This window comes from Vibrio sp. L3-7, from assembly GCF_963898195.1.
Taxonomy (GTDB): Bacteria; Pseudomonadota; Gammaproteobacteria; order Enterobacterales; family Vibrionaceae; genus Vibrio; species Vibrio echinoideorum.
Genome location: NZ_CAWQUW010000004.1, coordinates 156,063 through 182,799 on the forward strand (window position 1 = coordinate 156,063; position 26,737 = coordinate 182,799).

The window sequence follows — 26,737 nt, forward strand, 5'->3', positions numbered from 1 at the left end:
TTACCATGCTACTAATTAATCAGATCGAATGATGTGAATTCATTGTGATTATTTTGTTACGTTTTCTTTGTTTTTACATGGAAAGAGAAAATAACAATGAAAATAAGAAAACGTTTAGTTGCCGTTGCTATAGCCAGCGCTATGTCTTTGTCTGTTCATGCAAGTGAATCAGTTCAAATCAATCAACCGATCAACTTTACTAGCTTTTCTGGGTTAAACGCTCAGTTGGGTGTCAGTAACGCTTCTAGCTTCAAGATGGTAAAAGAAGTTAACCTCAAAAAGCTTGGTCTCTACAAAGTTAAGATCCAACAGAACATCTGGGGAACACCTGTTTGGGGGCACTACCTAAACGCCACCCAAAGCGTACAAGGTGGTGCACTTAAGTCTGTTCAAGGCAGCTACCTTAAAACGACGACCCTAGAGCGTTCTTTTGTTAAGCCATCAATCAACAGCTCCCAAGCCGTTGAGCTTGCGAGTAAAGATCTCAAGGTTCAGGGCTTAACCAGCAAATCTCTAGACAACGTACAGCATGAGTTGTTTATTTATCAGGGCATTGCTAACCAAGGAGCCGATAAACAAGGCCTTGGCAAACAAGGTATCGATAAAACACGCCTAGTCTACGTTATCTCTTATCTTGTCAAAGGCAGCGAACAGCCGACTCGACCATTCACCATGCTAGACGCGCACACCGGCGAAGTTATCGACCGTTGGGAAGGCATTGCTCACGCACAGATCGGAACAGGCCCCGGTGGTAACGAAAAAACGGGCATGTACGAATACGGTACCGACTACCACTACCTTGATGTGGTAGAAAATGGCACAGAGTGTGTGATGGAATCGGAAAATGTTGTCACCGTTGACCTAAATGGTGCGACCGATGGCGACACCACGTATAGCTACGAATGTCCTCGTAACGAACATAAAGAAGTGAACGGAGCCTTCTCTCCACTCAACGATGCGCACTACTTCGGTAACATCGTGTTCGAGATGTATAAGAATTGGTTCGACACTGCGCCACTCTCTTTCAAACTCATGATGCGTGTTCACTACGGTAACAACTACGAGAATGCATTTTGGGACGGCAAGGCAATGACCTTTGGCGATGGTGAAAGCTTCTTCTATCCACTTGTTAGCCTAGACGTGTCAGCGCACGAAGTGAGCCACGGTTTCACTGAACAAAACTCAGGTTTGGTTTACGCGAATCAGTCCGGTGGTATGAACGAAGCTTTCTCTGATATGGCAGGTGAAGCGGCAGAATACTACATGAAAGGCACCAACGACTGGATGGTCGGCCGCAATATCTTCAAAGGAGACGGGGCGCTGCGTTACATGGACGATCCATCACGAGATGGTTCTTCAATCAATAATGCATCCGAGTACTACGATGGCTTAAACGTGCACTACAGCTCTGGGGTGTTTAACAAAGCCTTCTATCATCTTGCAACCACGCAAGGTTGGGATACAAAAAAAGCATTCGAGCTTTTCGTACTATCCAATCAAATCTACTGGTCTGAAAACAGTGATTTTTGGCAAGGTGCTTGTGGCGTGAAAAACTCAGCAACCGACCTTGGCTACAATGCCGATGACGTTGTTTCTGCGTTCGCTCTTGTGGGTGTTACCCCATGTGCAGAGCCACCACTGCCGCCAGAACCGGAATATCAACGCCTTGAAAACGGTGTTGAAGCTGCGGTTGCTGGTGAAACCGGCTCAAAAACTTACTTCGATATCGAAGTACCAGAAGGCCAAGACAAGCTAACGATTGATCTTGCTGTGTCTACTGGTGATCCGGATATGTATGTCGGTCTAGATTATGCGCCAAGCTCTCAAGAGAATATCTGTAAGAGTGAAAGCGTAACCGATGAAGTATGTGTGATTGAAAACCCAACAGCTGGTCGCTACACGGTGAACATTCTGGGTTACTCAGATTACACCAGTGCAAATCTGAAAGCATCGTACGAATCAGGCAATGCTAACGTACCGCCAGTTTCTTCTTTCGAACACACCATTGTCGGCAAAGAAGTCGAACTGCGCAGCACAAGTTCGGACAGCGATGGTCAGATCGTCTCTTACCAATGGAACCTTGGCGATGGCAACACACAAACCGGTGAAGTAACTCGCTATACCTACACTGAAGCTGGCGACTACGTGGTGACTCTAACCGTGACTGACGATGCAGGCGTTGCAACATCAACAAGCAAGTCGATCACGATTGAAGGTGACTCAGCGGAAGGCTTCCCACTAAAACTGAAGTTTGGTAACAAAAACCCGAATGGCAAAGCTCGCGTTAAGCTGGCATGGGATTACGACACCAATGACTACTTCGTGATTAAACGTAATGGCAAAAATGTTGGTGCTACAGACTTCAACTCATACGTCGACAAGTTCCGTCACAACGGCACAGTAGATGTTGAGTACCAAGTGTGTACCTCAAGCGATATCTGTTCAGAAACCAAGCACTACCGTTTCATTAAAACACAATAATCGATAGTAAATTCAGGGCTCCGAAAGGGGCCCTTTTCGCGGTTATCTGTTCAGCAAATGAAACATCTACACAAAGCATCCACGTAATACACAAAAATCACACCCATCAACACAACAATACTCACCATAAAAAGGACGACAAATGGCTATTCAAAAAAGCATGCTAGCTTTGGCTGTACTCGGAGGCTCTTTAGCCTTAATCAACAGTACTTCGGCTTACGCATCCCTTGACATCACACCACTAGCGAACGAAGAAGTTTGGATCACCACCGATGCTGACGCACAGCATATAATGACTCAGCATGGCGCAACGGTTTATCCAAGCGTGACCGGAAACAAGCATTCCATCGTCGCGAAAATCAACCAGAAAGAGCTGGCGAAACTATCCAGCCACATGCACGAAGAAACCCACCGCTGTGGTGGCTACATGGTGCACGAAGACAAAGCAAGTGCACTCAAAGCCGCAGCGATGCCACTGACAATGAACACCTTCGAAAAGCCGGTGATCAGCCATCAAGACACAGTGAACGATCTACTCGCTCAGGTCGAGCCGAACAACATGGTCACGACCATTGAAAATCTAACCAACTTCACCAACCGTTTTTATACTACTTCTACTGGTGTCGCTGCTTCAGATTGGCTTTTAGAGCGTTGGGAAACCGAGATTAAAGATGTACCGTACGCATCTGCACGCCAGATCACGCATGCCGAATATCCACAAAAATCCGTTGAAGTGACACTGCTTGGCGCTAAATATCCTGAAGAGATCGTCGTTGTTGGCGGACACCTTGATTCAACCGTTGGATCTTGGACAAGCGAAGGCACCATCTCACCGGGAGCCGATGATGATGCGTCTGGTATTGCGACCGTAACTGAGTCACTTCGCCTGATGATCGCCAGTGGTATTCAACCAGACAAAACCATTAAGTTCTATGGCTATGCCGCAGAAGAAGTAGGATTGCGCGGTTCACAAGATGTCGCCAATGCATTACGAGACGAGCAAGCAAACGTTGTATCGGTACTGCAATTAGACATGACCAACTACAACGGTTCGGCGCACGATATCACCTTCATCACGGACTATACCGACAGCAATCTAAACACCTACTTAAGCGAGCTGATCGACACTTACGCTAGCGACATCAGTTACGGTTTCGATGATTGTGGCTATGCCTGTTCTGACCACGCCTCTTGGCACAATGTTGGCTACCCAGCCGCCATGCCATTCGAAAGTATGTTCAACGACTACAACCCAAGCATTCACACTGAGCACGACACGCTTGAGAACTCCGATCCTACAGCGACACACGCGACCAAGTTCGCTAAACTGGCGATTGCTTACCTTGTCGAAACCAGCCTTGATTCGCCCGTTGCAGGCCCTAAAGAGCTGCAAAACGACGTCCCTATTGAAGGACTTACGGCAGGATATGGTGAAGAGCAATTCTTCACATTTACGACTCAAAGTGCAGGTCAGTTAACGATAACATTAACAGGCCCTCGTAGTGGCGATGCCGACCTATACGTGAAACACAACGGCACCGTATCCAAAGCGAGCTACGATTGTCGTCCATACCAAAATAGCAGCAACGAACAGTGTGTATTGAACAAACCAGCCGGTGAATTCAACATCATGGTGCATGGTTATCGTAACTTTAACGATGTCACCATCGTCGCAACCTTCGCTCCTGATTAGCTTTAAGTTTAGTTGCTTGCTAACCACTAACTCGAGCAAACACGGCGAAAACTAAAAATCCGCGAGTTCGATCCTAAATAGAATGGAGCTCGCGGATTTTTTATTATCCTCGGAGAAAAGTTCGATCAATGATCTTCAGTTATCATCAGCCGTCTTTTTCATCACCTTGCCACAAATATACTCACCAATCGGCATCGCAGAAGTCGCTGCCGGCGATGGCGCATTGCACACATGCAAGCTTCTTGGGCTTTCGGCAAACAGAAAATCATGAACCAAAGTACCATCCTTGAGGACCGCTTGGGCACGAATGCCTGCTGGGTAAGGTTTGAAATCTGACACCGTAATGCTCGGGCAATATTTGTTGACCAACTTTAGATAGCCCGGCTTCCACCAGGAGTTCTTAAACTCGACCAAACCGGTTTTTAGATTATTCGCAGTCACTTTCCAAAAGCCCGCAAAACTCAGCATCTGCCAAGTGTCCTTGAAACTAAAGTTAAGCTTGCCATAACCTTCTCGTTTCCAGCCTTGAACTGCATTTGGCCCTACTGTTACGGAGCCATCAATCATGCGTGTTAAATGCACGCCCAAGAAAGGCAGTTCTGGGTCAGGGATCGGATAGATAAGGTGATTCACCACTTGGTTGTGTTTCGCGTCCAACTGATAATATTCACCGCGATACGGCACGATTTGGAAGTCGGTTTCAATGCCAAGCATGCTGGTCATTCTGTCGGCCATCAAACCAGAGCAAGTTATTAAGAATCGGCTGTTCAGTTGTAGAGTCTGACCATCTACTTTGCACGTCAACTGCACCTCATCTTCTTGCTCATCCGCCATGATCACTTCTGTGCCTAGACTGAGCTTGCCACCCGCTTCAACAAACTCTTGAGCCATCACTTCGGTGACTTTCTTGTAGTCGACGATACTGGTGGTTTTGACATAAATCGCGCCCAAGCCCGTGATGTTCGGCTCGGCAAGTTTCAGTTGCGCTTGATCTAAGAGATCGACATCAATGTCGTTATCATGACAACGTTGATAGAGCGCGTTCATGCGCTCCACTTCCTGCTCATTGGTCGCGACCAACAACTTACCGCAATTTTCGACAGGAATATCGTGTTGGCTACAAAAGGCGACAGTTCGCTCTACGCCACGCTTACAAAAATCCGCCTTTAAACTGCCCGGAGCGTAGTAAACGCCAGCGTGAATCACACCACTGTTATGACCCGTTTGGTGTTGTGCAAAGCCACGCTCCTTTTCAACTAAAAGGATACTTTTATCAGGGTGAGCTTGCTGTAATTGCCATGCAGTAGACACGCCAACAATGCCACCACCAACGATAATATAGTCGTATGTTGAGTTCATAATATTCCTACATTCAATCCTTTAGTTATAGGGAAGACGCGGCAGTATCAGGTTCGGTTTGAGGCAACGATTCTTGCTCATCTTCCGATTCCTTTTTCACTTGATTAGCATCGTATTGACGGGCCGTGTGAATAAAGAGACCAACGAAGAGTGCTACACACACTAAGCGAACCACGACTGAAATATCAGGCCAAACTAAAGCTACACCCAGCACGATTAGAACAACACGAGTCAGTAGATTAATTTTATTTTCTAGATAGCCTTCAATCGCAGCAACAAACGCGTAAGTACCAATAATAGCAAAACCACCCGTGACCAAAACGGAGGTCACATCCCAACTTACTAAGTTGGTGTAGGCGATAAGTAGTGGCACTAAGTACAGGCCTTTTGCGATCTTCCATGCCATTAAGCCAGTTCGCATTGGTGGAGTTTTAGCAATGGTCGCGGCGGCAAATGCGGTTAAACAAACTGGCGGGGTCACGTTGCTGTCTTGTGATAACCAGAAAATAATCAAGTGTGCAGAAAGCAGTGCAAGGCTGATCGCTTCTAAGCCTAAGCTCTGTTCAAGCAGCGTTTCCACAAAATCAGCAGGAACCAACGCAATCATCTCTTTCGCCGTTTCCAACGCCATCGGTGCATTCAATAAATCAAGTTTATCTGGCGCAGCCAACATGAAGATGGCTTTCGCCTGCTCAGGAAGCTGCCCTGATACCAACAAGTCGAGGAGCTGGCTTTCAGCAATCAATTTGTACAAGGCAGGTGCCGACAGAGTACCCAACACGATATAAGCCGCCGTTACTGGCAAGCCCATACCGAGAATCAAAGACGCCAACGCGATCAAGGCAATCATTACCAATAATTCGCCGTTTGCCCAACTGTTGATCATCAATGAGAAAGTATTACCAATCCCCGTAGTGCTAATGACATTAACGACTAAACCAATACCCACCAACAGCACCGCCGTTGTCGCCATGTTTTTTGCGCCTTGAGACAAAGCTTCAATGATCGCTTTCGGTCCCATTTTGTGATTTTTAGAGAACCATGATGCCACCACCACAGAAAGAATCGAAATACCCGCAGCGTAAGTCGGCGTAAAGCCCTTCACCAACAAAGTCACTAACACGGCCAATGGGATCAGGTTATGCCAGCCCGACAGCAATACCTTCAATAGAGGCTCACAACCAGAAGTGACTTTTTGCACGCCACTGCGTTTTGCTTCAATACGCACAAAAAAGGCCACAGACAAAAAGTAGATAAGCGCAGGTAAGAAGGAAACCGCAATAATATCGACATAAGGGATCTGTGTGTAAGACGCCATGATAAACGCCCCCGCACCCATCACTGGTGGCATCAACTGCCCGCCCGTCGATGCAGCCGCTTCAACACCGGCCGCGAAACGCGAAGGGAAGCCTGCCTTTTGCATTAAGGGAATACTGATCACGCCCGTCGATACCGTATTTGCTACGCTCGATCCGGACACAGAGCCCATCAAGCCAGAGCCAATCACGGCAATAAAGCCAGGGCCACCAATCACCTTACCAGCCGCTGCGCGAGACACATCAATGATGTAATCACCGACACCCGAACGCACTAAGAATGCGCCAAATAGGATGAACATAAACACGAAGGTCCAACTAATTCTTGAGATAGAACCGAACATCCCTTCTGATGAGTAAAAGCTTCGATAAAGCAGTGTTTCAAGGCTCAAACCCGGGAAGTGGAAGATGCCGCTAGTCCATTGTCCCCAAAGCACCACATAACTCAAACACACCAAGATAAGCACCGGAATAAACCAGCCCATGGTGCGGCGAATCAGCTCAATAACGATGGCAATCGCCAAGATAGAGAAGAACCAATCACTGGCGATGAACTTCACGCCTCGCTCATAAAGGGCGTCTTCCGCAAAGGGAATGTAGATAAGACAAGCCAGAGCCGCCAAAGCAATTCCGATATCCACTGCCAGAGCTATCTTGCTCTTTTTTAGCGAGATATGAGCGGGATACCAAAGCGCACAAATGATCGCAAAGCCAGCAAAGTGGGTCGCCGAGATCCAAAGCTCTGGCAAGGTAGATAAGGTGTTGAACCAAATGTGTAACAGCGAGAGTATCACTCCCATTGTCGTTATCGCTTTGCCTACCCACGGAAAATCCGTTCGGGTCGGCAGTTCAAATTTTTTCAGTTCCTGCTGCAGCGAATCGCTCATAGAAAACTCCTGCTCTCCGCAGCAAACACGAAGAGAAAATCCATAAAGTGAGGAGGTGCACGAACACATTCTTGAGCGAACGTGCACCAAGCAATTAAGTCACGAAAGGTGTCTTTGTTTAACTAACGTAAACCGTCATTCGGCGAAAGCCGTTAGTTAACGATCAACTCAGAAGGGATATCGATGCCCACTTCTTGGTAGTAACGTGCAGCGCCCGGGTGAAGTGGAACAGGCAGACCTGCGATCCCTTTCTCGAGTGCCATTGCTTTGGTTGCTTTGTGGATACCTTGCAGGAAAGATAGGTTTTCATAGATAGCTTTGGTCAGCTGGTACACATCTTCTTCAGAAATGTCTTCACGAACCGCTAGGAAGTTAGGTTGGGCGATTGTAGTGATCGGCTTATCAACACCTGGATAAGTGTTTGCCGGGATCTCATATTTAGTCCAGATATTGTAATCGCCGTTCGCTTGTTTAATTTGCGCATCGGTAAATGACAAAATTTGAATGTCTTCACCCAAGGCTGCAAACGCTTGAGTTACCGCACCAACAGGTACACCAGCGGGCGTATTCATGCCATCGATGGTGCCATTTTGTAGTGCGCTAGCGCTGCCGCCGTAACCCATAAAGGCGAGTTTAAATTGTTCTGGGTTAACCGACAGGCCTTGCATGATCTGGCGTCCTGAATTCTCTGTACCTGAGTTCTTCTTACCGATAGAGAATTTTTTGCCGTTTAGATTTTCTAAATCACTCATGGTGCCCGTTTCTGTGAGATCAGAGCGCACAATAAAGTGTTCAACGTTTTGCCATAGCATAGAGACTGAACGCAGTTGTTTTTGACTGCCTGACTTCTCATATGGACCAAGCCCTTGCCACGCCCACGCGCCATACAGACCTTGTAAAATGGCAAACTGTGCTTCGTTCTCATTGAGAAGTTTCACGTTTTCACCCGATCCCGCAGAACTGATAGCCGCCAAAGAAAAGTGCTGCTTTGGCGCAAGCTTAACTTTACTCAATGTCGCTAAAGCCACACCCACTGGATAGTAAGTACCACCCGTTGAGGCCGTCGCTAAAATGTAGCTACGATCTTCTTGAGCTGAGGCGTTGCTGATAAGGCTAATAGAGGCCATTGCGATTGCTAAAGTTTTAACTAGCTTGTTGTATTTCATTATTACTCTCCATGTAGAGTTATTCACGTTATATTTTTGTTAACAACAATTGCTAGATAGCAAGCACAATGCCAATTTTTAAATAACTGTTTTTATTGGTATTTCCTTAATAACCCACCTAAAGTAAGCCATTTTTTGCTTATTTGGCTACGAATCAGTGAGCTATTTTTTGCTTATCCCAAGCAACGAATAACATCGATTTAAAGGTAGCCAAATCACACTATGTTACATTTACGTGATCAATGTTTATAAAATGATAAATATCTGATGAGCCATTTTTTGCTTATTGAAATCAGACAGCACCTCTAATCTCATCATCATTTACGAATCGACATAGTCACTTCGGTTCAACGCATAGCGCACCATTTTTTGGTTCAATGTTCGACGGGGTAAATCCAAGTCTTGCATCACATCATTGATGCGCCCCTGATAACGCACTAACGCATCATGAATCACTTTCCGCTCAAAGCTCTGCACTTGAACCGCCAACGGGATGCCTGCCGTTGTGGACTCTGTGACAGAATTGGGGCGACACGCCAAAATATCCCCAACAGTCAGGCTTTCATCCAGTGCGAAGCGAATCGCGATATTACGCAGTTCACGCACATTGCCCGGCCATGCATACGACAACAAGGCATAGCGATCAGCCTCACTGGCGACTCGAGTTTCACTGTTCGCTTCTTGAGTGAAGTGTTCGAAAAGGATCAGAGCATCGTCTTCTCGTTCACTAAGAGGTGGCAAATGCAGTTGGGCAACGTTCAAACGATAGAAAAGGTCTTGGCGAAAATCGGGGTGATTCAGTAGATCGCATTTCGAGGCAGAGACCACTCGTAGATCAACATGTTGTTGCTGGTTACCACCCACGCGTTCAACGATATTATCTTGCAAGGTGCGCAGCACTTTTACCTGCATCGACAGCGGCATACTCTCTATTTCATCGAGAAACACCGTGCCTTTGTCGGCAAATTCAAGCTTACCAATGCGTCGCTTAGCGGCACCAGTAAATGCCCCGGCTTCATGACCAAACAGCTCGCTTTCAAATAGATTTTCTGGAATCGCACCACAGTTTAGTGGCACAAATGGGTGGGTTTTACGCTGACTGAATTCATGCAAACAAGAGGCGACCAGCTCTTTACCACAGCCGGTTTCACCATAAATGATCACATTGGTATCAATCGAGGCGACTTTTTGGATTTGCTCTCGCAATTCACACATCACTTTGCTGCGACCAATCAGAACCTGTTCAATGCCCTTCAGGTTATCCAGATAGTTCTGACGACTGTTTCTGTCTTGGCCACTTTGATGCTTGTCGACCGCTTCCGAAACCGTTTGAGACAAACGCTCTGGGTCGAATGGCTTTTCAATGAAATCATACGCCCCTTGCTGTAACGCTTTCACCGCCATGTCGACATCACCGTGACCGGTGATCAAGATGACAGGTACATCTGGCACAAGATGTTTAAAGCGCCCCAGCAGTTCAACACCATCAATATCAGGTAACCGTACGTCACTAATGATAGTTTGGAAATCACCCTGCTCTACCGCGTTTAACGCATCTTGCCCAAACTCAAATGCGGTGACATCGAAGCCCGCTAATTGTAACCATTGGCTGGTTGCCTGACGCACAATCGCATCATCTTCAATCAAAGCTATACGCTGCATGGTTTGGTTCCGCCGCTTATATCTGAATAATATCGCCCACGGTATGTAAAAAAACTGCAGACGAAAAGGAGCTAGCTCCCACTTTGAATAACACTCCTTTAACAGTTTTATAATGTTTGTTAGCGTCAACTTGTCTCACTTGCCATCCGCTTAAAAAGCAAACAGAAAGCCTTCTCAAGTCACTAGTTTAAAATGACAAGTCACTAATTTTAAAAGGATTTGATCAGCAATGATGAATAACAATCGATATTGGTTGTTCCTATGTGCCTGTTTATTAATTGGTTTAGTTCAGGTAACCACCAAAAGTGGCATAAGCCAATGGAAGCTCGAACAAGCCCAACGCTATGCAGAACAACGCTTCCTCGGATACATTGCAGAAGCTAGGCGCACGCTCAAACGCTTCTATTATCTGCCCTACTTGGTGACGAACGATGAAACCAGTGTGCGTTTCATTGATGGTGAAGTACGCCTCGAAAATCGCATTAAGAAGCAGCTGATTCAATTGGATAAAGCCGCCAATACTAAGGGTTGGTATCTGCTTTCTGGCGAAGGTGATTTGTTGGTATCGAGTGTTGAAAGAAGCAAGCTGAGTAAAAAGAACGCCAGCACGATTGTGTCTAAGATCCACCAGCAAGGCGGTGCGATTTCGGTAGTGACCAAAAATAAAGGCGTGACACCCGATTACTTCATTGCCGCGCCGGTTTATCGGGCGTCCGATGTGGTCGGTATTGTTGCGGTGCAGATCGATTTGTCATTGTTAACCGATCAATGGTTTGCCGATGGTGAAGCGATACTGTTCCAGAACCCTCGTGATCAGTTCTTTCTCTCCAGTGATCACCGACTGAGTGCCGATTGGTTCAACGACACATTCAATTCTCAGCCCACAGCGACAAAACGTGAGCTGTACGACCAAACCCATATTCGCGTGTGGCGACTGCAAGATAAAGACTACCTCATTCAATCCATCAAGTTAGACGACCTCAATTGGCGTTTAACCTACCTAACGCCATTAACCAGCCTCAACCAAACCACTAACTGGATCAGCTGGAGTGTGGCGGTGGGTTGTCTTTTCATTCTGCTGTTGCTGGTTATTCTTTATCAAAGACGTCAGAAAAAGCTCAGTAATCTGCGAATTCAAAAGCTCATCGAAGAGTCGGAAAAACGACTGTCAGGAATGATTAATAAAACCCACGTTGGGCTAGTGTTGATCGATAAACATGGTCATATCCACGATATTAATCTAATGGCGAAGAACTACTTTTGCCTTTCTGATTCGATGATCAGCAACATCAAGGCATGGCAATTATTTGAAGCAGGTAACCCAAACTCAACCACCTTACAATTGCTCAAAAACTTAGAACAACACCAAGAATTGGCCGAGATCACCAGCGTCGAAACCATGGCAAGACGCAGTGATGGCAGCTACTTCCCAGTGTTATTTTCTATTAGCTCGTTCCCTTGGCATTCAACGCCTTATTATCTGTGCACAGTGATCGACATCAGCAAGCGTAAGAAAGCAGAAATTGCGGTACAAAACGCCAATAAGACGCTTCAACTGCGGGTAGAAGAGCGAACACAAGATCTCAAAGATGCGCAGCAAGAACTGGTGGAGTCAAGCAAACTTGCCGCATTAGGGCGGATGTCGAGTGCGATCACTCATGAGTTGAATCAACCGCTTACTGGTCTAAAAACCTTGCTTTCAAGTAACCAGTTACTGATGGAAAGAGGCGAGACCAAGATGTTGAAAGCGAACATGAACTTAGTAATGAGCCTGATCGACAGAATGGCCAACATGACCAGTCAATTGAAGTCGTTCGCCTTTAAAAGACTTGAGAAGCCCTATCCGGTTTCACTCACCGAAGCACTGCAAGAAACCCTACGAATTCACCAAGCCGAATTAGACAACGTCGATATTCGCATACGTGTCGCCTCTAATATTTCGATGGTGATGGGAGAAGAGGCACGACTTCGTCAAGTGCTTGGCAACCTAATCAGAAACGCTGTAGATGCAACTCAAAATCAAACACCCGCGACCATTGTTGTCAGCGCACATACCGATCAGCAACGTGTGGTCATCAAGGTGCAAGATAATGGCTGTGGCGTGTCAGAAGACCAACTCGAAACCATTTTCGAACCCTTTCATACCAACAAAAAGATGGGCGAAGGTTTAGGTCTCGGCTTAGCTATCACAGCAAACAATGTGCGGGATATGCAAGGTACCTTGATAGCAAAAAATAACCCAGATCAAGGCATGACATTCACGTTAACTCTACAGAATATTGATAGTGATAGTGATTGTAAGTAGCCGCTTACATAGAATTTAGAAATCACAATCTATTGAGACGCTAAAACTAAAAAACCGCCCACAGAGGGCGGTTTTGATTCAGTTATTGGCGTGTGACTTATCAGCTAATCAGTTAGAGACTTACTCAGCTAGCTGCTTCAAGAGTAACTCTGTTGGGCGAACAATCGCGATGATCGATTCGTCGTAGATCTTCGCTGATTCAGACAGTATCGCTTGATAGGCGTTCGCGTCTGATGCTCGAACTTTTTCACCTGCTTGTGCTTTAGCAATCAAGGTTAACGCCAAGTCTGCAACTTCCGCGGTTTTCTCTGCGACAACCACAGTCTCTACCGAAGATAAATTTCCGGCGAAGACAGTTTCAGCAGCGAGTGCAGCCGCTTTTGCTTGTTGATAATGCTCTGCAAGTTGCTCAAGCGCTTGTTGATTACCCGTTGCAACGTCATCGACTAAATCTTGCATCTCATACACAGCGTAACTTTCCACTGGCAGTGCATCAACAAAGCGATTTAGACGCTCGTACTGGCTGTATAAAGTACCCTTAGGTTCAGTTGAGTTCCACTTCTCCCAGTTGCGCGCATAGTATTGTGCTGGCTCGGTGTACTTGGCAAGCACGCGCAGGTCGTGGATATCCTGCCCTTTTGCAATGCGTTTTAACAGCATGTCAGCATCCGCATGATGACGAAGTCCAACCGACACTTCAGACCATGTATCCATCGCTTTCATACGCTTGTACATGCTGCGCTCGTCCGTCAACTCCGCATCCGACCAGAAGCGCTCTGCAATCGCATAGCTGCGTGGCCATAGGTAGTTTTCGACCGTGAGGCTGTCTTTGTTCTCTAGCCACATGGTGATCTCGCCGCCCAAGATAAGCTCTTTTTCTTTATCTGTTAATTCCGCAGGATAACCACCATTCGGTTCAGGAATCTCGCTGCCTTCAACATCACTGCTCGCAATCACTTCACCTGTGGTTGGCCAACGCACGTTACCGACCAGTTGGTAACTGCCTTCTGCAAAACCCTTTGCATTCAGGTTTAGGTTGAATTCAGTGTACGACATGAAGTTATCGAAGTGGCCAACAAAGGTTTTGCCCGGCACATAATCAAGGATGTAAATCTCTTCACGAGACTTACCGTTGTAATCACTGAAGGCACGGAAAGTACCGTCTTTCGCTTCAATGATGGTCAGTGTTCCCTTACGTGGGCCGCCTTTTGAACGTGGCTTTTCCCATTGATACGTCACGAATTTCTCGCCACTGTGCAGCTTATCGTCAACAGTGATACCGCTTGGCATTGGGTCATTGCGATAATGGTAGCTCGTCGGCTGAGGTTGATCTAGGTAGTAACCCGTAGAAAGAATACCTGGGTAGCCCTCTTTCGCCGCACGACCAATACTGTCGTGCCCTTGCCAGCTTTGAATCACGATGGAAGTCGGCAGATCTTTATGCCAAATTTCATCCCAACCGGTCATCTTCTTACCGCGCTCTTCGAGCATCTTCTCGACTTTTACATTGAGGTAAGACTGCAGACCACGCTCGCCATCGATATTGTTCTCTTCAATGAACTGTTGGTGCTTTTCGCTGTTTTTCCACTGCGCATAATTTGGCTCATCGCCACCGATATGAAAGTACTCATCAGGGAACAGCTCGGTCACTTCATTAAACACATCACCCAGCATTTCATAGACTTCTGGATTCAATGGGTCCATTAATGGTTCAAACACACCCCAGCCACGTTCTTGTTCGTAGCTTTGACCTTCACCACCCGACATCAAGCGTGGGTAAGCGTGAGCAACCGCAGAAGAGTGACCCGGAAGAGACACCTCTGGAATCACACGAATACCAAGGTTACGCGCGTATTCAACTAGGTAGCGAACTTGGTCTTTGGTGTAGTAATTACCATCAGCGGTTTCAGACCACAGACGCGGCCATGATTCGGTTTGAATGCGAATGCCTTGGTCGTCCCAGAAGTGCCAATGGAACACATTCATCTTCGCCGACGCCATCGCATCTAACTGACGAATTAGCACATCGAATTCAATAAAGTGACGTGAAGTATCGTAAGAAACACCACGCCAGCGAAAGCGAGGCTCATCGACAATTGTTACGGCAGGAATATGGTAGCCAGTCGCCGTAGTTTCAACGAGCTGTAAAAGGGTTTCGATGCCGTGAATTGAGCCGTATGGGCTTGGAGAGCTCAGCGTGATTTGTTCACCCTGAGTGGTAATTTTGTAGGACTCTACAGAGTCGATGTTCTGTACTTCAGACTTTGGCGCTGCGTCGATATCAATGATCAGGTTCGCTTCGTCTGCACTATCCACCTGCCAATTTAGAATCGGAACACCCGTCTGACGCTCAAGGCGATCAATAAAGCGTTTCGCAGTGTATTCAACGCGATCAGAATTAAAGCCTTTGATGTAAACTTTAAAATTACCATCTACTTTCACTTGGCCTGATTTTAATTCCACAGTTTGTGGATAAGGCATTAAATTCAAGTCTGTATTTGGAGCCATTGCTAAAGCCATTGGAGAAACTACTGAACCGGATATCAATAGTGACAATATAGTTTTTTTCATTATTAATTTTCCTATATAACTTTCATTGTATTTTATTTATCAGAGCCTATTCACAAAAATAACTAGGCTATGTTGTTTTAGAATGAGAAATTCACACCAACTCGGAAACGCCAATCCGTTTTATCGTTTTCAGATTGCACCGTATCCGCATCAACCACTTCAGCGTATGGCCTCACTGTTGGTTTCCATTTGTAGACTGCTTTGACGGTATGCTCGCGGGCATGTAGGTCACCAGTTGCGAGCTCTGTCGTATGATGCGTAATCTGATCGAAATACGTAAAGGCATACGAAATCATGTATTTATCTGTATTGTATCCCGTCCAAATATCATAACGGTTTCGCTTTGCTGTCTCTTCATTGCCATAGTCATTCACTAAAGCTTCGGTCGAAAAGTCATAACGATAACGGCCATGTACAAAGAGCCCATTATCAAAGTTATAATTGAGTTTTAGATAAGGCATCAAGAAGGTATTTGAGCCTTGAAAATTCATCACCACGCCAGGGTTCAGCATCAAGTTGTCATTGATGGCATAGGTGTAATAATGGGTAAACTCGGTATTAATCACCTTCGTTTCGTCATACGCTCCTGCTGCATGTCGAACATTCGTCAGTGTTTCTAAACCATACCCATTATCAAAATGGTGACCAACAATAAAACGACTTCGATACTGATCTGTCGTACTTCGATACTCTGCCCTTAAATCGACATAACCCCCGGCAGTTGAGGTCATTGGTAATAATGCTAGTAGTGTTAAAGGAAGTAATTTTTTCATAGTTCACCGATATCATGATTATAAAAACCCACCGCACATTGATATATGCAGAAAGATGTAAATTCGGAGACTACCTGTTTTATTTATTATTAATTTTTAGATTGTACAAGGTTTATTTATAGCTACTGCTCATATTCAGTAGCTATTATTTTATTTTGACTACAGCTAGATTTAACTATTTAACCAACTCAACGGCTTCTCGAACCAACTCCGAAATCTCATCCCATTGCTCGTTCTCAATCATCTTTGGTGACACCATCCAAGTACCACCACAGCACACCACGCGATCCACTGCTAGGTAGTCATTGACGTTGTGTTTACCGATACCGCCTGTTGGCATTAAAGACACATCAACGTATGGCGCTAGCAGAGACTTCACCATGTTGATGCCACCAGACGCTTCTGCAGGGAAGAACTTCAAAAAGTTAAGACCAAGCTCTAGCGCTTGCTCTACTTGGCTTGGGTTGTTTACGCCCGGAACGATCGGCATGTCGATTTCTTGGCAACGTTTTACGGTGTTTGGGTTCAGGCCCGGAGCTACGATGAATTCACTGCCCGACTCTTTCGCAAGGTCGATCTGCGCTGGCGTTAATACTGTGCCAGCACCGATACACATCTCTGGGTACGCATCGCGCATCGCACGAATCGCGTCTGCTGCCGCTTCAGTACGGAATGTTACTTCAGCAACTGGTAGGCCGTTTTCTACCAACACTTTTGCCAATGGAATCGCGTGTTCAACCTTGTTGATTTGGATAACAGGGATAACTTTGAATTGCTTAAGTTTGTTGATCATTTCTTGAGACATAATAATTCCGCTTTTTATTTTACTTTTTAATCAGTTGGCTCATAGCGCTCACGGGGATGATTGCGCCAGAGTATTGAATAACGATTGAAGCCAGTTGGTGGCCAAGTTCGGCTGCGTCGGTGGCGCTCTCGCCAGTAAGACGCGCAGCTAAATAACCCGCAGCGAATGAGTCGCCCGCCGCGCAGGTGTCGACCACATTAGAAACACGCGTCGCTGAAACATAATTCTCAACAATATCGTCCTGTTCAATTTGAACAATCTTGCATGGCTCGCAGCCACGTTTGATGACGATCTCTTGGCAACCCAAACGAAGGCAGCGTTGTTGAACGCTCTCTGAGTTACCCCATACAAGCAGGTCGTCGTCTTCGGTAATCAAGGCGATGTCCACCAACGGCAGTAACTTGGCATACCAATGTCGAGCTTGCTCGGTGCTCCAAAGTTGCGGGCGATAGTTGTTATCAAAAATCACCTTGCCGCCTTGGTTTGAGAACACGCTAATGGCTTTGAATAAACGCTCACAAGAGGCGTCATCCAAGATCGCGATACTGATACCGCTGATGTAAACCGCGTCGACTTGCTTCTCTGTTAGTGCGATTTCAAGCTTATTCAAATCATTAGCATGGAAGTAAGATTTTACTGCCGCATCGTTGCGCCAGTAGTGAAAGTGTCGCTCGCCTGTCTCGTCGGTTTCGACCATGTACAAGCCGGGTAGCTTGTTTGGGATGCGTTCAACGAAATTGGTTTGAATACCCTCTAGCTGCCAGTTATCGACCATATTCTGAGACAGTTCATCGCTACCAAGACCCGTCGCGTAATGAACAGAGAGGTTTTGATGTTGGGTTAAGCGTGAAAGGTAAAGTGCGGTATTGAGCGTGTCACCGCCGAATTTTTTGGTTAATGGAGAGCCGCTGATTTCGACCATGCACTCGCCAAAGAAAGCAATATTGAAGTTAGAAGATGCAGGCATAGCCGATCCTAAAATAGAGAGATAAATGGGGAAGAAGGCCCTACCGAGAAGCAGAGCCTGAGCTAGCTAAACCACTCCACAACTTGTTGTACTGAATTTGTTGTACTAACAGCTGTGGAGCGTTTTAGATTAGCTTGTTTGATTAGCAGGACGTTGAGAAGACGCTTCTTCTTCAAGCACACCTGAATCTGACAATTCCATTTCCATCAGAGCGCGCTCGTCATCAAGAATTGCTTTCGCCATTTCTGGTGTCACTTGGTTAGCCGGAGTACATAGGCTTACCAGCACACCAGCCGTTAGAGCGACTAGACAAGAAGGAATCACAGGGTTGCCCCAGAAAGCCGTGTAGTCTGCATTTAGCATTACAATAAATGAAGCCACAGATGCACCCGCTAGCGTAGCAAGAGCCCCCTGCCAGTTGTAACGTTTCCAGAATCTACCCAACATACCGCACACAAACATGCCCGACATTACAGTTGAAATCATTTTCGTGATGTAGCCAATGATGTCGTTTGAGGTTAATGCGAACAACAGTGCAAAACCAATCACCACAATTAATGCCAAGCGAGAATAGTTCACCATTGACTCTTTGTTTGGTACGCGGCCAGTGAACATCACGTAAACATCACGCAGTAAGATAGACACACCAGCTATCGCATCTGAACTTGCGCTCGACATGGTTGCAGAAAGACCCGCGATAAGAACAATCATGCCAACACCAACCGGAAGAACCGTTGCTGCAACATAAGGGAACGAGTAGTTCGGATTATCCAATGATGGATCAATGGCATGTGCTGCCATACCAATGATTGCAGGGATGATTGAGAAGAAAAGATACAACACACCCGATGCAACAAATGAGCGACGAACGGTTGATACATCTTTACCCGAGTAGATACGTTGACGGAATGAAGGCGTCGCTAGTACACCCACACCAATAACCACAGCCAGAGACACAGCAGGCAGAAGACCCAGTTTATCGATTGCTAAAAAGCTCGTAGCAGCAGGCTCCATGGCAGCGTAAAGGTTATCCATGCCGCCGATGTAATCAACTGACATTACCGCCATCAAGATGAAGCCAGCAAAAAGGATGATAGCTTGAATGGTATCTGTCCACACAACGGCTGTGTAACCACCGATCACCACGTAAATAGTGAATGCCGCAGCAATAATGATTTTCGCTAGGTTGAGATCGATGTCTGCAATCCACGCTAAGTACATGCCGCCACCTAGAATGTGTGCGCCTAACCAACCAATTGAAGCGACAAAGATCAGTACACCTACAACGTTTTTCACGATGCGGTTAGCGCCAACATAGTAAGCCAGCTCTTCACTCATGGTCATGAAGTTCAATTTACGAACCGGAGCAAACCAAAGTGCAAGTAATAGGATGCCTATCGCACCACCAATGCCGTACAGTGCACCTGCCCAGCCATTTGCGTAGCCGAAGCCAACCGCACCCATACTTGAACCCGTACCAACCATCGTCGCTACTGTTGTACCAAGTACTAAGAACATAGGTAGGCCACGGCCACCTAATAAGAAATCTTCGCCAGATTTTTGATTACGCGAGACAAACCAGCCTAACCAAATTAAAAATAATACGTACACGCCGAAGCCTGTAAGAAAAAGTGTGCTGTTCATTTGACACCTCTCAGTGAAATATTGAGTTCATTCCTGAACTTTATTTATGATTCATTCATTTTATATTTCATATAATTAATTTATTGATTTTATCTTTTTTAATTAAAGTAATTTTTATAAATGTAGGGTGAGAGTATTAAAGGATAATAACAGGGATAACTAACCCCTAATACTCTCTAAGTAGGTAATTGTGATTAGGTTATTACTATCCGCGATCGGCGCGGTAGCAAGTCACATCCACTTCAACCTTCACGTCTACAACTAAGTCGCAAACCATGCAGATACGAGCCGGTGGGTTAGCACCGAAGAACTCTTTGAATACTTTATTAAAAGATTGGAAGTAACGAGAATCCGTTAGCACAACCTTTACGTGCATTACGTCTTCTAGGCCGTAACCCGCTTCAGTCATGATATCGACACAGTTTTGGATCGCTAGGCGAGACTGGTCAACAATGCCACCCTCAACCACTTCACCATCTGTCATCGGTGTCTGGCCAGAAACGTATAGGAAACCACCTGCTTCAGTTGCACGTGCAAATGGTAAATGTTGTCCGCCTGTACCTGTACCGCCTTCAACACCGTAACGTTTAATAGTCATTTTTTAACTCCACTTATTTATAGATAATATTGGCTTTACAGATAAAACAATTTCTATTCCAATATATTTAAATTAATTCGCCATTTTTATAGCCATCTGAATTTAATAAATAATTTAAATTCTAGTTTCGGTAAATAAAAACGCCTGAACGATTATTTCTTACTTTTCCTTGCTGGTAAGTTAACTCACCATTTACAAATACACTTTCTATTCCTTGTGCAACTGAAATAGGATTTTCAAATGTTGCTGTGTCTTTAATATTCTTTGGATCAAATAAAACTAAATCGGCAAAAGCACCACAGCGAACTTCGCCTCGGCCGGCTAAGTTGTAACGCTGAGCCGACATTCCGGTCATCTTGTGAATCGCTTCTGGCAACGAGAACAGTTTTTCATCTCGGCAATAGTGACCTAGTACTTTCGGGAAAGTGCCCCACAATCTTGGGTGTGGATGCGGGTCATTAGGTAAACCGTCTGAACCCACCATGGTCAGTTTGTATTTCAATACACGCTTTACGTCGTTCTCATCCATGCAGTGATAAACCGCGCCCGCTGGTTGAAGCGCTTTTGCTGCGTCCATCAGAGGTAGATTCATTTCATCAGCAATCTGCTTCAGCGTTTTGCCTGCGTGTTCTGGTTTTGATTCAGACCAAGTAATGAAGATGTCGAAATCGTCGGTCACTTGTTTCAAATCTAATGTCGAAGAGCTCGCTGAGTATGGGTAGCAGTCGCAAGACACATCTTGGTGCTCAGAAACCTTGTCCATTAAGTCGAGTACTTCAACGGTTCGACCCCAGTTCCCCGCACCTGCACATTTAAGGTGGGAGATAACAACCGGCACTTTCGCGTATTGTCCCGTCTCAAACGCCTCTTCCATCGCGCTTAAGATCTCTTCAAATTCGGTACGCATATGCGTGGTATAGATGCCGCCATGGCCAGAAAGCACTTTCGCTAACTGCATCACTTCGTTGGCATTCGCTTGTTTCGCGCTTGCGTAAGCCAAACCAGAGCTCAAACCTAATGCGCCTTGCGCCATCGCCAAATCAAGATTGGTCTGCATCGCTGCAATTTCGTCTTCGTTTGCTGTGCGTTGTAAGTCGTCCATCACTTGGTTACGCAATGTAGTATGGCCGACTAATGCTGCGACGTTTACTGCTGGTTGAGCTTGCTCTACCGCTTGTGCATACGCTGAAAAAGTTGGGTATTTGAAATCAGCCTGAGCGCCTAAAAGATTCATTGGGTCAGGTGGGTCACCAGCCAAAATGGTTGGCGATGCGCTGATACCGCAGTTGCCAACAATCACGGTTGTGACACCTTGGCTGATCTTAGGCAGGCAGTCTGGGTAACGAATTACATTGGTATCGTCATGTGTGTGTACATCGATAAAACCAGGAGCCAATGCTAAGCCTGCTCCCTCAACCAACTGGCCACAATCTTCGTGATCGATTTGACCAATTTCGGCTATTTTTCCATCTCGGATTGCTACATCGGCACAAAACGATTGTTCGCCGGTGCCGTCAAACACCTCTACATTTTTAATTATCGTATCGAACAACATTTTTCACTCTCTCAATCCACTGTGTTGATGGAGCTATATTAGAAATTCAGCCGATTATTTTCAGTGACAAAACACACATAATATTTTAATTTGTGTGATAGTTTCTACCACAAAACAGATTGTGGATATATTTAAACATTAAATAACAACAACTTAAATCATGTTAGGAATCAGCAATGAAACATAACTCGACACAAAAAGATGTTATAAAGTATCAAAACGATAGTTTTATCTTGACTGAAAAAGGCCAAAAAGGGAGAGCAATATCACAATCTGAGAACGGTATTTATCGACTGGTTGATGAAGATGTTTCACTTCCGGTTGCAGTTATCAAACAATCGGCATTGACCAATAACCTGAATTGGATGCAATCATTCGCCGATCATCATCAGGTTAAATTGTCGCCACACGGCAAAACCTCCATGACTCCTGCTTTTTTCCGCCAACAGCTAGAAAATGGCGCTTGGGGCATAACAGTAGCAACGCCTGCACAGGCAGAAGTTGCCGCAATGGCGGGTGCGAAACGAATCATCATGGCCAACCAATTGGTAGGTAAAACCAACATGGCGGTCATCGAACAACTTATTCGCGAGTTTGATGTCGATTTCTATTGTTGTGTGGATTCATCAGTAAACGTGCAGCAACTTAACCAATATTTCGCCAATACAAAGCAAACGCTAAAGGTACTGATCGAGTTTGGTGTACCGGGTGGTCGCTGTGGGTGTCGTTCGCCACAAGAAGTTCTAGAACTGGCTCAAACTATCCAAGACACACCGGCCCTTTCGCTGGCAGGTATTGAGGTGTATGAAGGTGTGATTCACGGTGACAATGCCGAACAAGATATTCGTACCTTCCTAAATCAGGCACTCACTTCGGTCGAAAGCCTTGCATCAGATGGTCTAATTGCAGGACAACCTATCATCACTGGCGCAGGTTCTGCTTGGTATGATGTGGTGGCAGAATGCTTGGCGAACCTAACCGATTACTTGGCTATTATCCGCCCGGGTTGTTATGCCATTCACGATACTGGGATCTACCTAGACGCACAAAGCAAGGTGTTGCAACGTGCCCAAGTAAACCAAGGTTATGCGTGCGAATTGGGTGGTGATTTAGAATCGGCACTTGAGGTGTGGGCTTATGTTATCTCTCGTCCAGAGCCGACCAAATTAGTGGTTGGGCTAGGCAAGCGTGATGTGGCCTTTGATGCAGGCTTACCAATTGCTGAGCGTGGCTATCGCAATGGCGAAGCTATCTCAGTGAAAGGCTTAACCTCTACTGCCGTGATGGACCAGCATACCTTTGTTGAAACCGATGGCTCTTCTGAAATTGAAGTGGGCGACATGATTGCTTTCTCGACCTCACACCCGTGTTTAACCTTCGACAAATGGCGCTACATTGCTATCAGCGATGACGAACATCAGGTGACCAAATGGGTGGAAACCTGTTTCTAGGTCGATTTTTCAATAAGCTAGAATCAACGAAGCAATAAGATATACTAACGGGGCTAAGGCTTAGTTTTAAATGGATTAGTGCTAAATGGCTTGGTTTTTAAGAGCTAGGTTCTTAAAAACTAAGCAATACGATTAGCCCCATCAACAAAGGATCAGGATTCTTGAGTTTAGAAGTAGATATCATTTCACAGATAACAGAGCGTTTTCCTGTTCTTCGTGATGCAGAAAAGAAAGTCGCCAAGCTGATCATGGATGACATTAATTTTGCTGCCAATGCCAGTATCACAGAACTTGCTGAAGGTGCTCAAGTGAGCGAAGCCACCATTACGCGTTTTGCTAAGGCGATCGGCTGCAGCAACGTACGTGATATGAAGATTAAGTTGGCTCAGACACTAACCGTTGGCCAGCGCTTTATCCTCGAACCTGTTGACCAAACGGGCTATCAAGGTATCTACGAATCAATCAAGCAGAGCCTAGATATCAACCGAACTCTGTTCAAAGAGCAAGACGTTGAAACCGCAGTCAGCTGGCTGCATAACGCCAGGCAGATCATTGCTATCGGCATGGGTGGCGGCTCGACTATCGCCTCACAAGAACTGCAACACCGGCTGTTCCGATTGGGCTACCCAGTGGTGTCGTACAACGATGGCTTGATGTCACGTATGGTTGCCGCTACAGCCGATGCCAATGACGTGATGGTGATGATTTCAGCGACAGGCTTTACGCCCGTGATCACTGAAACCGCAGAGCTAGCTAAGCAGTATGGACTTAAGATCATCGCGATTACGCCACAAGATACACCGCTAGCAAAAATTGCCGATATCTTGTTACCCATCAAGCATATGGAAACCGACTTCATCTACAAACCATCGGCTTCTCGCTACGCTATGTTGGCATTAGTGGATGTGCTTTCTATGGGAATCGCAGTCAATCACAAGAACCGTTCGCGCGACAAACTGCGCCGCTTGAAAGTTGCGCTCGATTCTTACCGAGGCGGTGGCGATAGACAGCCTCTCGGTGATTAACGAATCAAGGACAGAATGGGCTTAAAATCTGGGGCGCGACAATCTTTCACTAGCTCGTATAAGCTCATTTCCAACCCTGTGATTTCGATACCAGCATCCATTAGTCGACGGATTGCCAGACCCTTGTTGAGCGCGGTTCGCGAGCTAATACAATCACTAACCACTTGAACCTTGTACCCAAGTTCCAACAAACCCATTGCGGTTTGATAGACACAAATGTGAGCCTCAATGCCACACACCAGCCAAGTTTTCACATCCTTGGCTTGCACAGCCTCAACAAACTTAGGCTCATCACACGCGTTGAAAGTAAATTTCGGTATCGGCTTGTCATCACTCAATAGGTCATTAAGTTCGTCGACCGTAGCTCCTAGCTTCTCAGGGTTTTGTTCTAAGCTAATAATTGGCAGCCCCAAAATCTGCGCACCCTCAATCAACTTTCCACAGTTAGAGATCAGTATATCGCTCTCATCAACAAGGCGTGCGAGCTTGCCTTGTACGTCCACAACCACCAAACCTGTGTTTGCTCTGTTTAACATCCAACTCTCCTTGTTATCACTAGAATCAACTCTCTGACTCAAACCAATAAATACTACAATATGATGTTAATCTTATTGGTTTAGCCTTATTTTTCAATAGGTTAGATAAATGCAATTCTACCCAGACCATAAAAAACATCGTTTTATTTAGCAAATTTAACTATTTGTCAATATATGAATTTTATTTATAAACGATATAACCAACAAAAACTCCGTTAATGCTTGAAAACTCTAGGAGTACATACAATCGCACTATCAATGAAAAGATAGGTTTCATTTGTGAGGGTTTTATAAATCAAAAAACAGCGATACCGTGATTTTCATCACAGGATGAATTAACAAGGTATCATCATGAAAAAATCAGCATTAGCACTCGGATTAATCGGTTTAGTTTCACTTCCAACTTTTGCAGCAGGCACAGATGGCGGTGCGTATGTAGGTGGCGGACTTAGTGTCTATCAAGGTTCGGATACAGATGGCGCGCCAAGCTTAGATTCTAGCGGCATGGGCTATAACCTATACGGCGGTTACCAATTCAACCGTATCGTTGGCGTGGAACTTGGCTATAACGATTATGCAGACTACAAAAACAGCACAGACAAACTTTCACCAACGTCTATTTCTGTATCAGCAAACCTCGGTTATACGTTCGATAACACTATTCGCCCATTTGTGTTAGCAGGTTTAAGCTCTGTCGACCTCAATGCAAATAGCGCTGCAGGATACGATGATGATAGTGGTACAGGTTTCCACTTTGGCGTTGGTGTTGAATACACACCGGTTGAACACCTAACACTTCGCCTGATTTCTCAAGCGGATGCGGTAAGTGTAGAAGACAACTATTCCTATAGTAATGGTTCACTCAAAAGCGACGACCATACACTAGCATTCAACAGTGTTAGCTTCGGTGGTTCATACGACTTCTAATGTAATTGAACCACATAGAATAAGCTGAATATACTCATTCACTTTGCTGTACCACCTTGTCTTAAAGGTAACTCAGTAAAGTGAATTTTTTTATCTATGTAACGATTCAACTTACAAAGCCATACAGTAATACATACAAGACTACGGAATAATGGTCATCAACGGTCGAAAGGTCGCAAAACAAAAATAATTGATACTGGCATGACATTAAAGAGTGAGTAAGAAAAATGAACAAGATAACGAAATCAGCATTAGCACTGGGTTTAATCAGCGCAGTTTCTCTTCCAGCTTTAGCAGCAGGTACTGACGGCGGTGCTTACATTGGTGGTGGTCTTAGTATCTACCAAGATTCTGATACCGATGGTCAAGGTAGTTTAGATTCAGATGGCATGGGCTACAACCTATACGGCGGCTACCAATTCAACCGCATCATTGGTGTTGAGCTTGGCTACAATGATTACGCTGACTACAAAAAAGGGGCTGCAAAACTGGAACCGACGTCTATTTCTGTGTCAGCAAACCTAGGTTACACATTCGACAACACAATCCGCCCATTCGTATTGGCTGGTTTAAGCTCTGTTGACCTAAACGCAAACAAGAGCGCGGGTTACGATGACGATAGCGGTACTGGTTTCCACTTTGGTGTTGGTGTTGAATACACGCCAATCGAACATCTAACATTGCGCCTAATTTCTCAAGCAGACGCTGTGAGTGTTGAGAACTACTACATTGGCAACAACAGTTCATTGAAAACTGAAGACAAAACACTTGCCTTCAACAGCATTAGCTTCGGTGGTTCATACAACTTCTAATGTGATTGAACCACATAGAATAAGCTGAACATACTAATTCACTTTGCTGTTCCACCTTGTCATGAAGGTCACTCAGTAAAGTGAATTTTTTGTTTCTACACGCCCTACCGCGTCATTTCACTTTAACCAGTTTATCGCTCGTCACGCCTAATTGAGATTTATGCGTTGATATTAGAGCTTTCTTGGTAGCGAGACTAAAATAAA

Annotated in this window: 19 protein-coding genes; 7 read left to right on the top strand and 12 right to left on the bottom strand. The window is 45.5% G+C overall.

Features of this window, described 5'->3' with window-relative positions:
- Window positions 1–96: 96 nt before the first annotated feature.
- Both AACW75_RS05075 and AACW75_RS05080 read left to right on the top strand, forming a co-directional pair.
- Window positions 97–2,481: a M4 family metallopeptidase gene (locus AACW75_RS05075; protein WP_145569672.1), complete on the top strand. Its 2,385-nt coding sequence runs from the start codon at window positions 97–99 to the stop codon at window positions 2,479–2,481.
- Between the two features lie 142 nt (window positions 2,482–2,623).
- A complete protein-coding gene (locus tag AACW75_RS05080) occupies window positions 2,624–4,174 on the top strand; it encodes a M28 family metallopeptidase (protein ID WP_145569658.1) in 1,551 nt (516 codons plus the stop codon).
- A gap of 135 nt (window positions 4,175–4,309) precedes the next feature.
- Here AACW75_RS05080 and lhgO read toward each other — a convergent pair whose 3' ends face one another.
- The 4 genes from lhgO to AACW75_RS05100 all read right to left on the bottom strand — a co-directional run bounded on the left by lhgO (window position 4,310) and on the right by AACW75_RS05100 (window position 10,564).
- Window positions 4,310–5,533: an L-2-hydroxyglutarate oxidase gene (lhgO, locus tag AACW75_RS05085; protein WP_145569656.1), complete on the bottom strand. Its 1,224-nt coding sequence runs from the start codon at window positions 5,531–5,533 to the stop codon at window positions 4,310–4,312.
- A gap of 25 nt (window positions 5,534–5,558) precedes the next feature.
- Window positions 5,559–7,736, bottom strand: a complete 2,178-nt coding sequence (locus tag AACW75_RS05090) for a TRAP transporter permease (protein ID WP_135454157.1) — start codon at window positions 7,734–7,736, stop codon at window positions 5,559–5,561.
- Window positions 7,737–7,888: 152 nt separating this feature from the next.
- Complete coding sequence (locus AACW75_RS05095; protein ID WP_135454155.1) at window positions 7,889–8,902, bottom strand: TAXI family TRAP transporter solute-binding subunit; 1,014 nt, start codon at window positions 8,900–8,902, stop codon at window positions 7,889–7,891.
- A gap of 321 nt (window positions 8,903–9,223) precedes the next feature.
- Window positions 9,224–10,564 (bottom strand): sigma-54-dependent transcriptional regulator, encoded by a 1,341-nt coding sequence (locus tag AACW75_RS05100; protein WP_145569654.1) that lies wholly within the window; start codon window positions 10,562–10,564, stop codon window positions 9,224–9,226.
- Window positions 10,565–10,793: 229 nt separating this feature from the next.
- Here AACW75_RS05100 and AACW75_RS05105 point away from each other — a divergent pair, with 229 nt between their 5' ends.
- The gene (locus AACW75_RS05105; protein ID WP_237297642.1) at window positions 10,794–12,869 is read left to right on the top strand and encodes an ATP-binding protein; all 2,076 of its coding nucleotides are present in this window, start codon (window positions 10,794–10,796) and stop codon (window positions 12,867–12,869) included.
- 120 nt (window positions 12,870–12,989) lie between these two features.
- On the opposite strand, the gene AACW75_RS05110 is transcribed toward AACW75_RS05105, so the two are convergent.
- The 7 genes from AACW75_RS05110 to AACW75_RS05140 all read right to left on the bottom strand — a co-directional run bounded on the left by AACW75_RS05110 (window position 12,990) and on the right by AACW75_RS05140 (window position 21,782).
- On the bottom strand, window positions 12,990–15,440 hold the full coding sequence (locus AACW75_RS05110) for a family 20 glycosylhydrolase (protein WP_237297643.1): 2,451 nt from the start codon (window positions 15,438–15,440) through the stop codon (window positions 12,990–12,992).
- Between the two features lie 77 nt (window positions 15,441–15,517).
- Window positions 15,518–16,213 carry an oligogalacturonate-specific porin KdgM family protein gene (locus AACW75_RS05115; RefSeq protein ID WP_237297644.1) on the bottom strand — a complete coding sequence of 232 codons (696 nt, stop codon included), beginning with the start codon at window positions 16,211–16,213 and terminating at the stop codon, window positions 15,518–15,520.
- Window positions 16,214–16,388: 175 nt separating this feature from the next.
- Window positions 16,389–17,018 carry a bifunctional 4-hydroxy-2-oxoglutarate aldolase/2-dehydro-3-deoxy-phosphogluconate aldolase gene (locus AACW75_RS05120; RefSeq protein ID WP_237297645.1) on the bottom strand — a complete coding sequence of 210 codons (630 nt, stop codon included), beginning with the start codon at window positions 17,016–17,018 and terminating at the stop codon, window positions 16,389–16,391.
- A gap of 19 nt (window positions 17,019–17,037) precedes the next feature.
- A complete protein-coding gene (locus AACW75_RS05125; RefSeq protein ID WP_237297646.1) occupies window positions 17,038–17,985 on the bottom strand; it encodes a sugar kinase in 948 nt (315 codons plus the stop codon).
- 129 nt (window positions 17,986–18,114) lie between these two features.
- Window positions 18,115–19,629 (bottom strand): sodium:solute symporter family protein, encoded by a 1,515-nt coding sequence (locus AACW75_RS05130; protein ID WP_237297647.1) that lies wholly within the window; start codon window positions 19,627–19,629, stop codon window positions 18,115–18,117.
- Window positions 19,630–19,834: 205 nt separating this feature from the next.
- Entirely contained in the window at window positions 19,835–20,227 is a 393-nt protein-coding gene (locus tag AACW75_RS05135; protein ID WP_004732497.1) for a RidA family protein, read from the bottom strand.
- Window positions 20,228–20,348: 121 nt separating this feature from the next.
- A complete protein-coding gene (locus tag AACW75_RS05140; RefSeq protein ID WP_135454141.1) occupies window positions 20,349–21,782 on the bottom strand; it encodes an N-acyl-D-amino-acid deacylase family protein in 1,434 nt (477 codons plus the stop codon).
- Between the two features lie 176 nt (window positions 21,783–21,958).
- Between AACW75_RS05140 and AACW75_RS05145 the strand changes: the two genes are divergently transcribed.
- Together AACW75_RS05145 and AACW75_RS05150 are read left to right on the top strand one after the other, a co-directional pair.
- Window positions 21,959–23,233: an amino acid deaminase gene (locus tag AACW75_RS05145; protein WP_237297648.1), complete on the top strand. Its 1,275-nt coding sequence runs from the start codon at window positions 21,959–21,961 to the stop codon at window positions 23,231–23,233.
- A 161-nt stretch (window positions 23,234–23,394) separates the two neighbouring features.
- Window positions 23,395–24,258, top strand: coding sequence for a MurR/RpiR family transcriptional regulator (locus tag AACW75_RS05150; protein WP_102551894.1), 864 nt, complete (start codon window positions 23,395–23,397; stop codon window positions 24,256–24,258).
- Here the strand turns inward: AACW75_RS05150 and AACW75_RS05155 are convergent.
- Complete coding sequence (locus tag AACW75_RS05155; RefSeq protein ID WP_145569640.1) at window positions 24,255–24,794, bottom strand: hydrolase; 540 nt, start codon at window positions 24,792–24,794, stop codon at window positions 24,255–24,257. The two genes, AACW75_RS05150 and AACW75_RS05155, sit on opposite strands and share 4 nt — an antisense overlap.
- A 351-nt stretch (window positions 24,795–25,145) precedes the next feature.
- On the opposite strand from AACW75_RS05155, the gene AACW75_RS05160 reads away from it, so the two are divergent.
- Complete coding sequence (locus AACW75_RS05160) at window positions 25,146–25,721, top strand: porin family protein (RefSeq protein ID WP_102445535.1); 576 nt, start codon at window positions 25,146–25,148, stop codon at window positions 25,719–25,721.
- Window positions 25,722–25,948: 227 nt separating this feature from the next.
- On the top strand, window positions 25,949–26,533 hold the full coding sequence (locus tag AACW75_RS05165) for a porin family protein (protein ID WP_145569638.1): 585 nt from the start codon (window positions 25,949–25,951) through the stop codon (window positions 26,531–26,533).
- Window positions 26,534–26,737 lie beyond the last annotated feature (204 nt).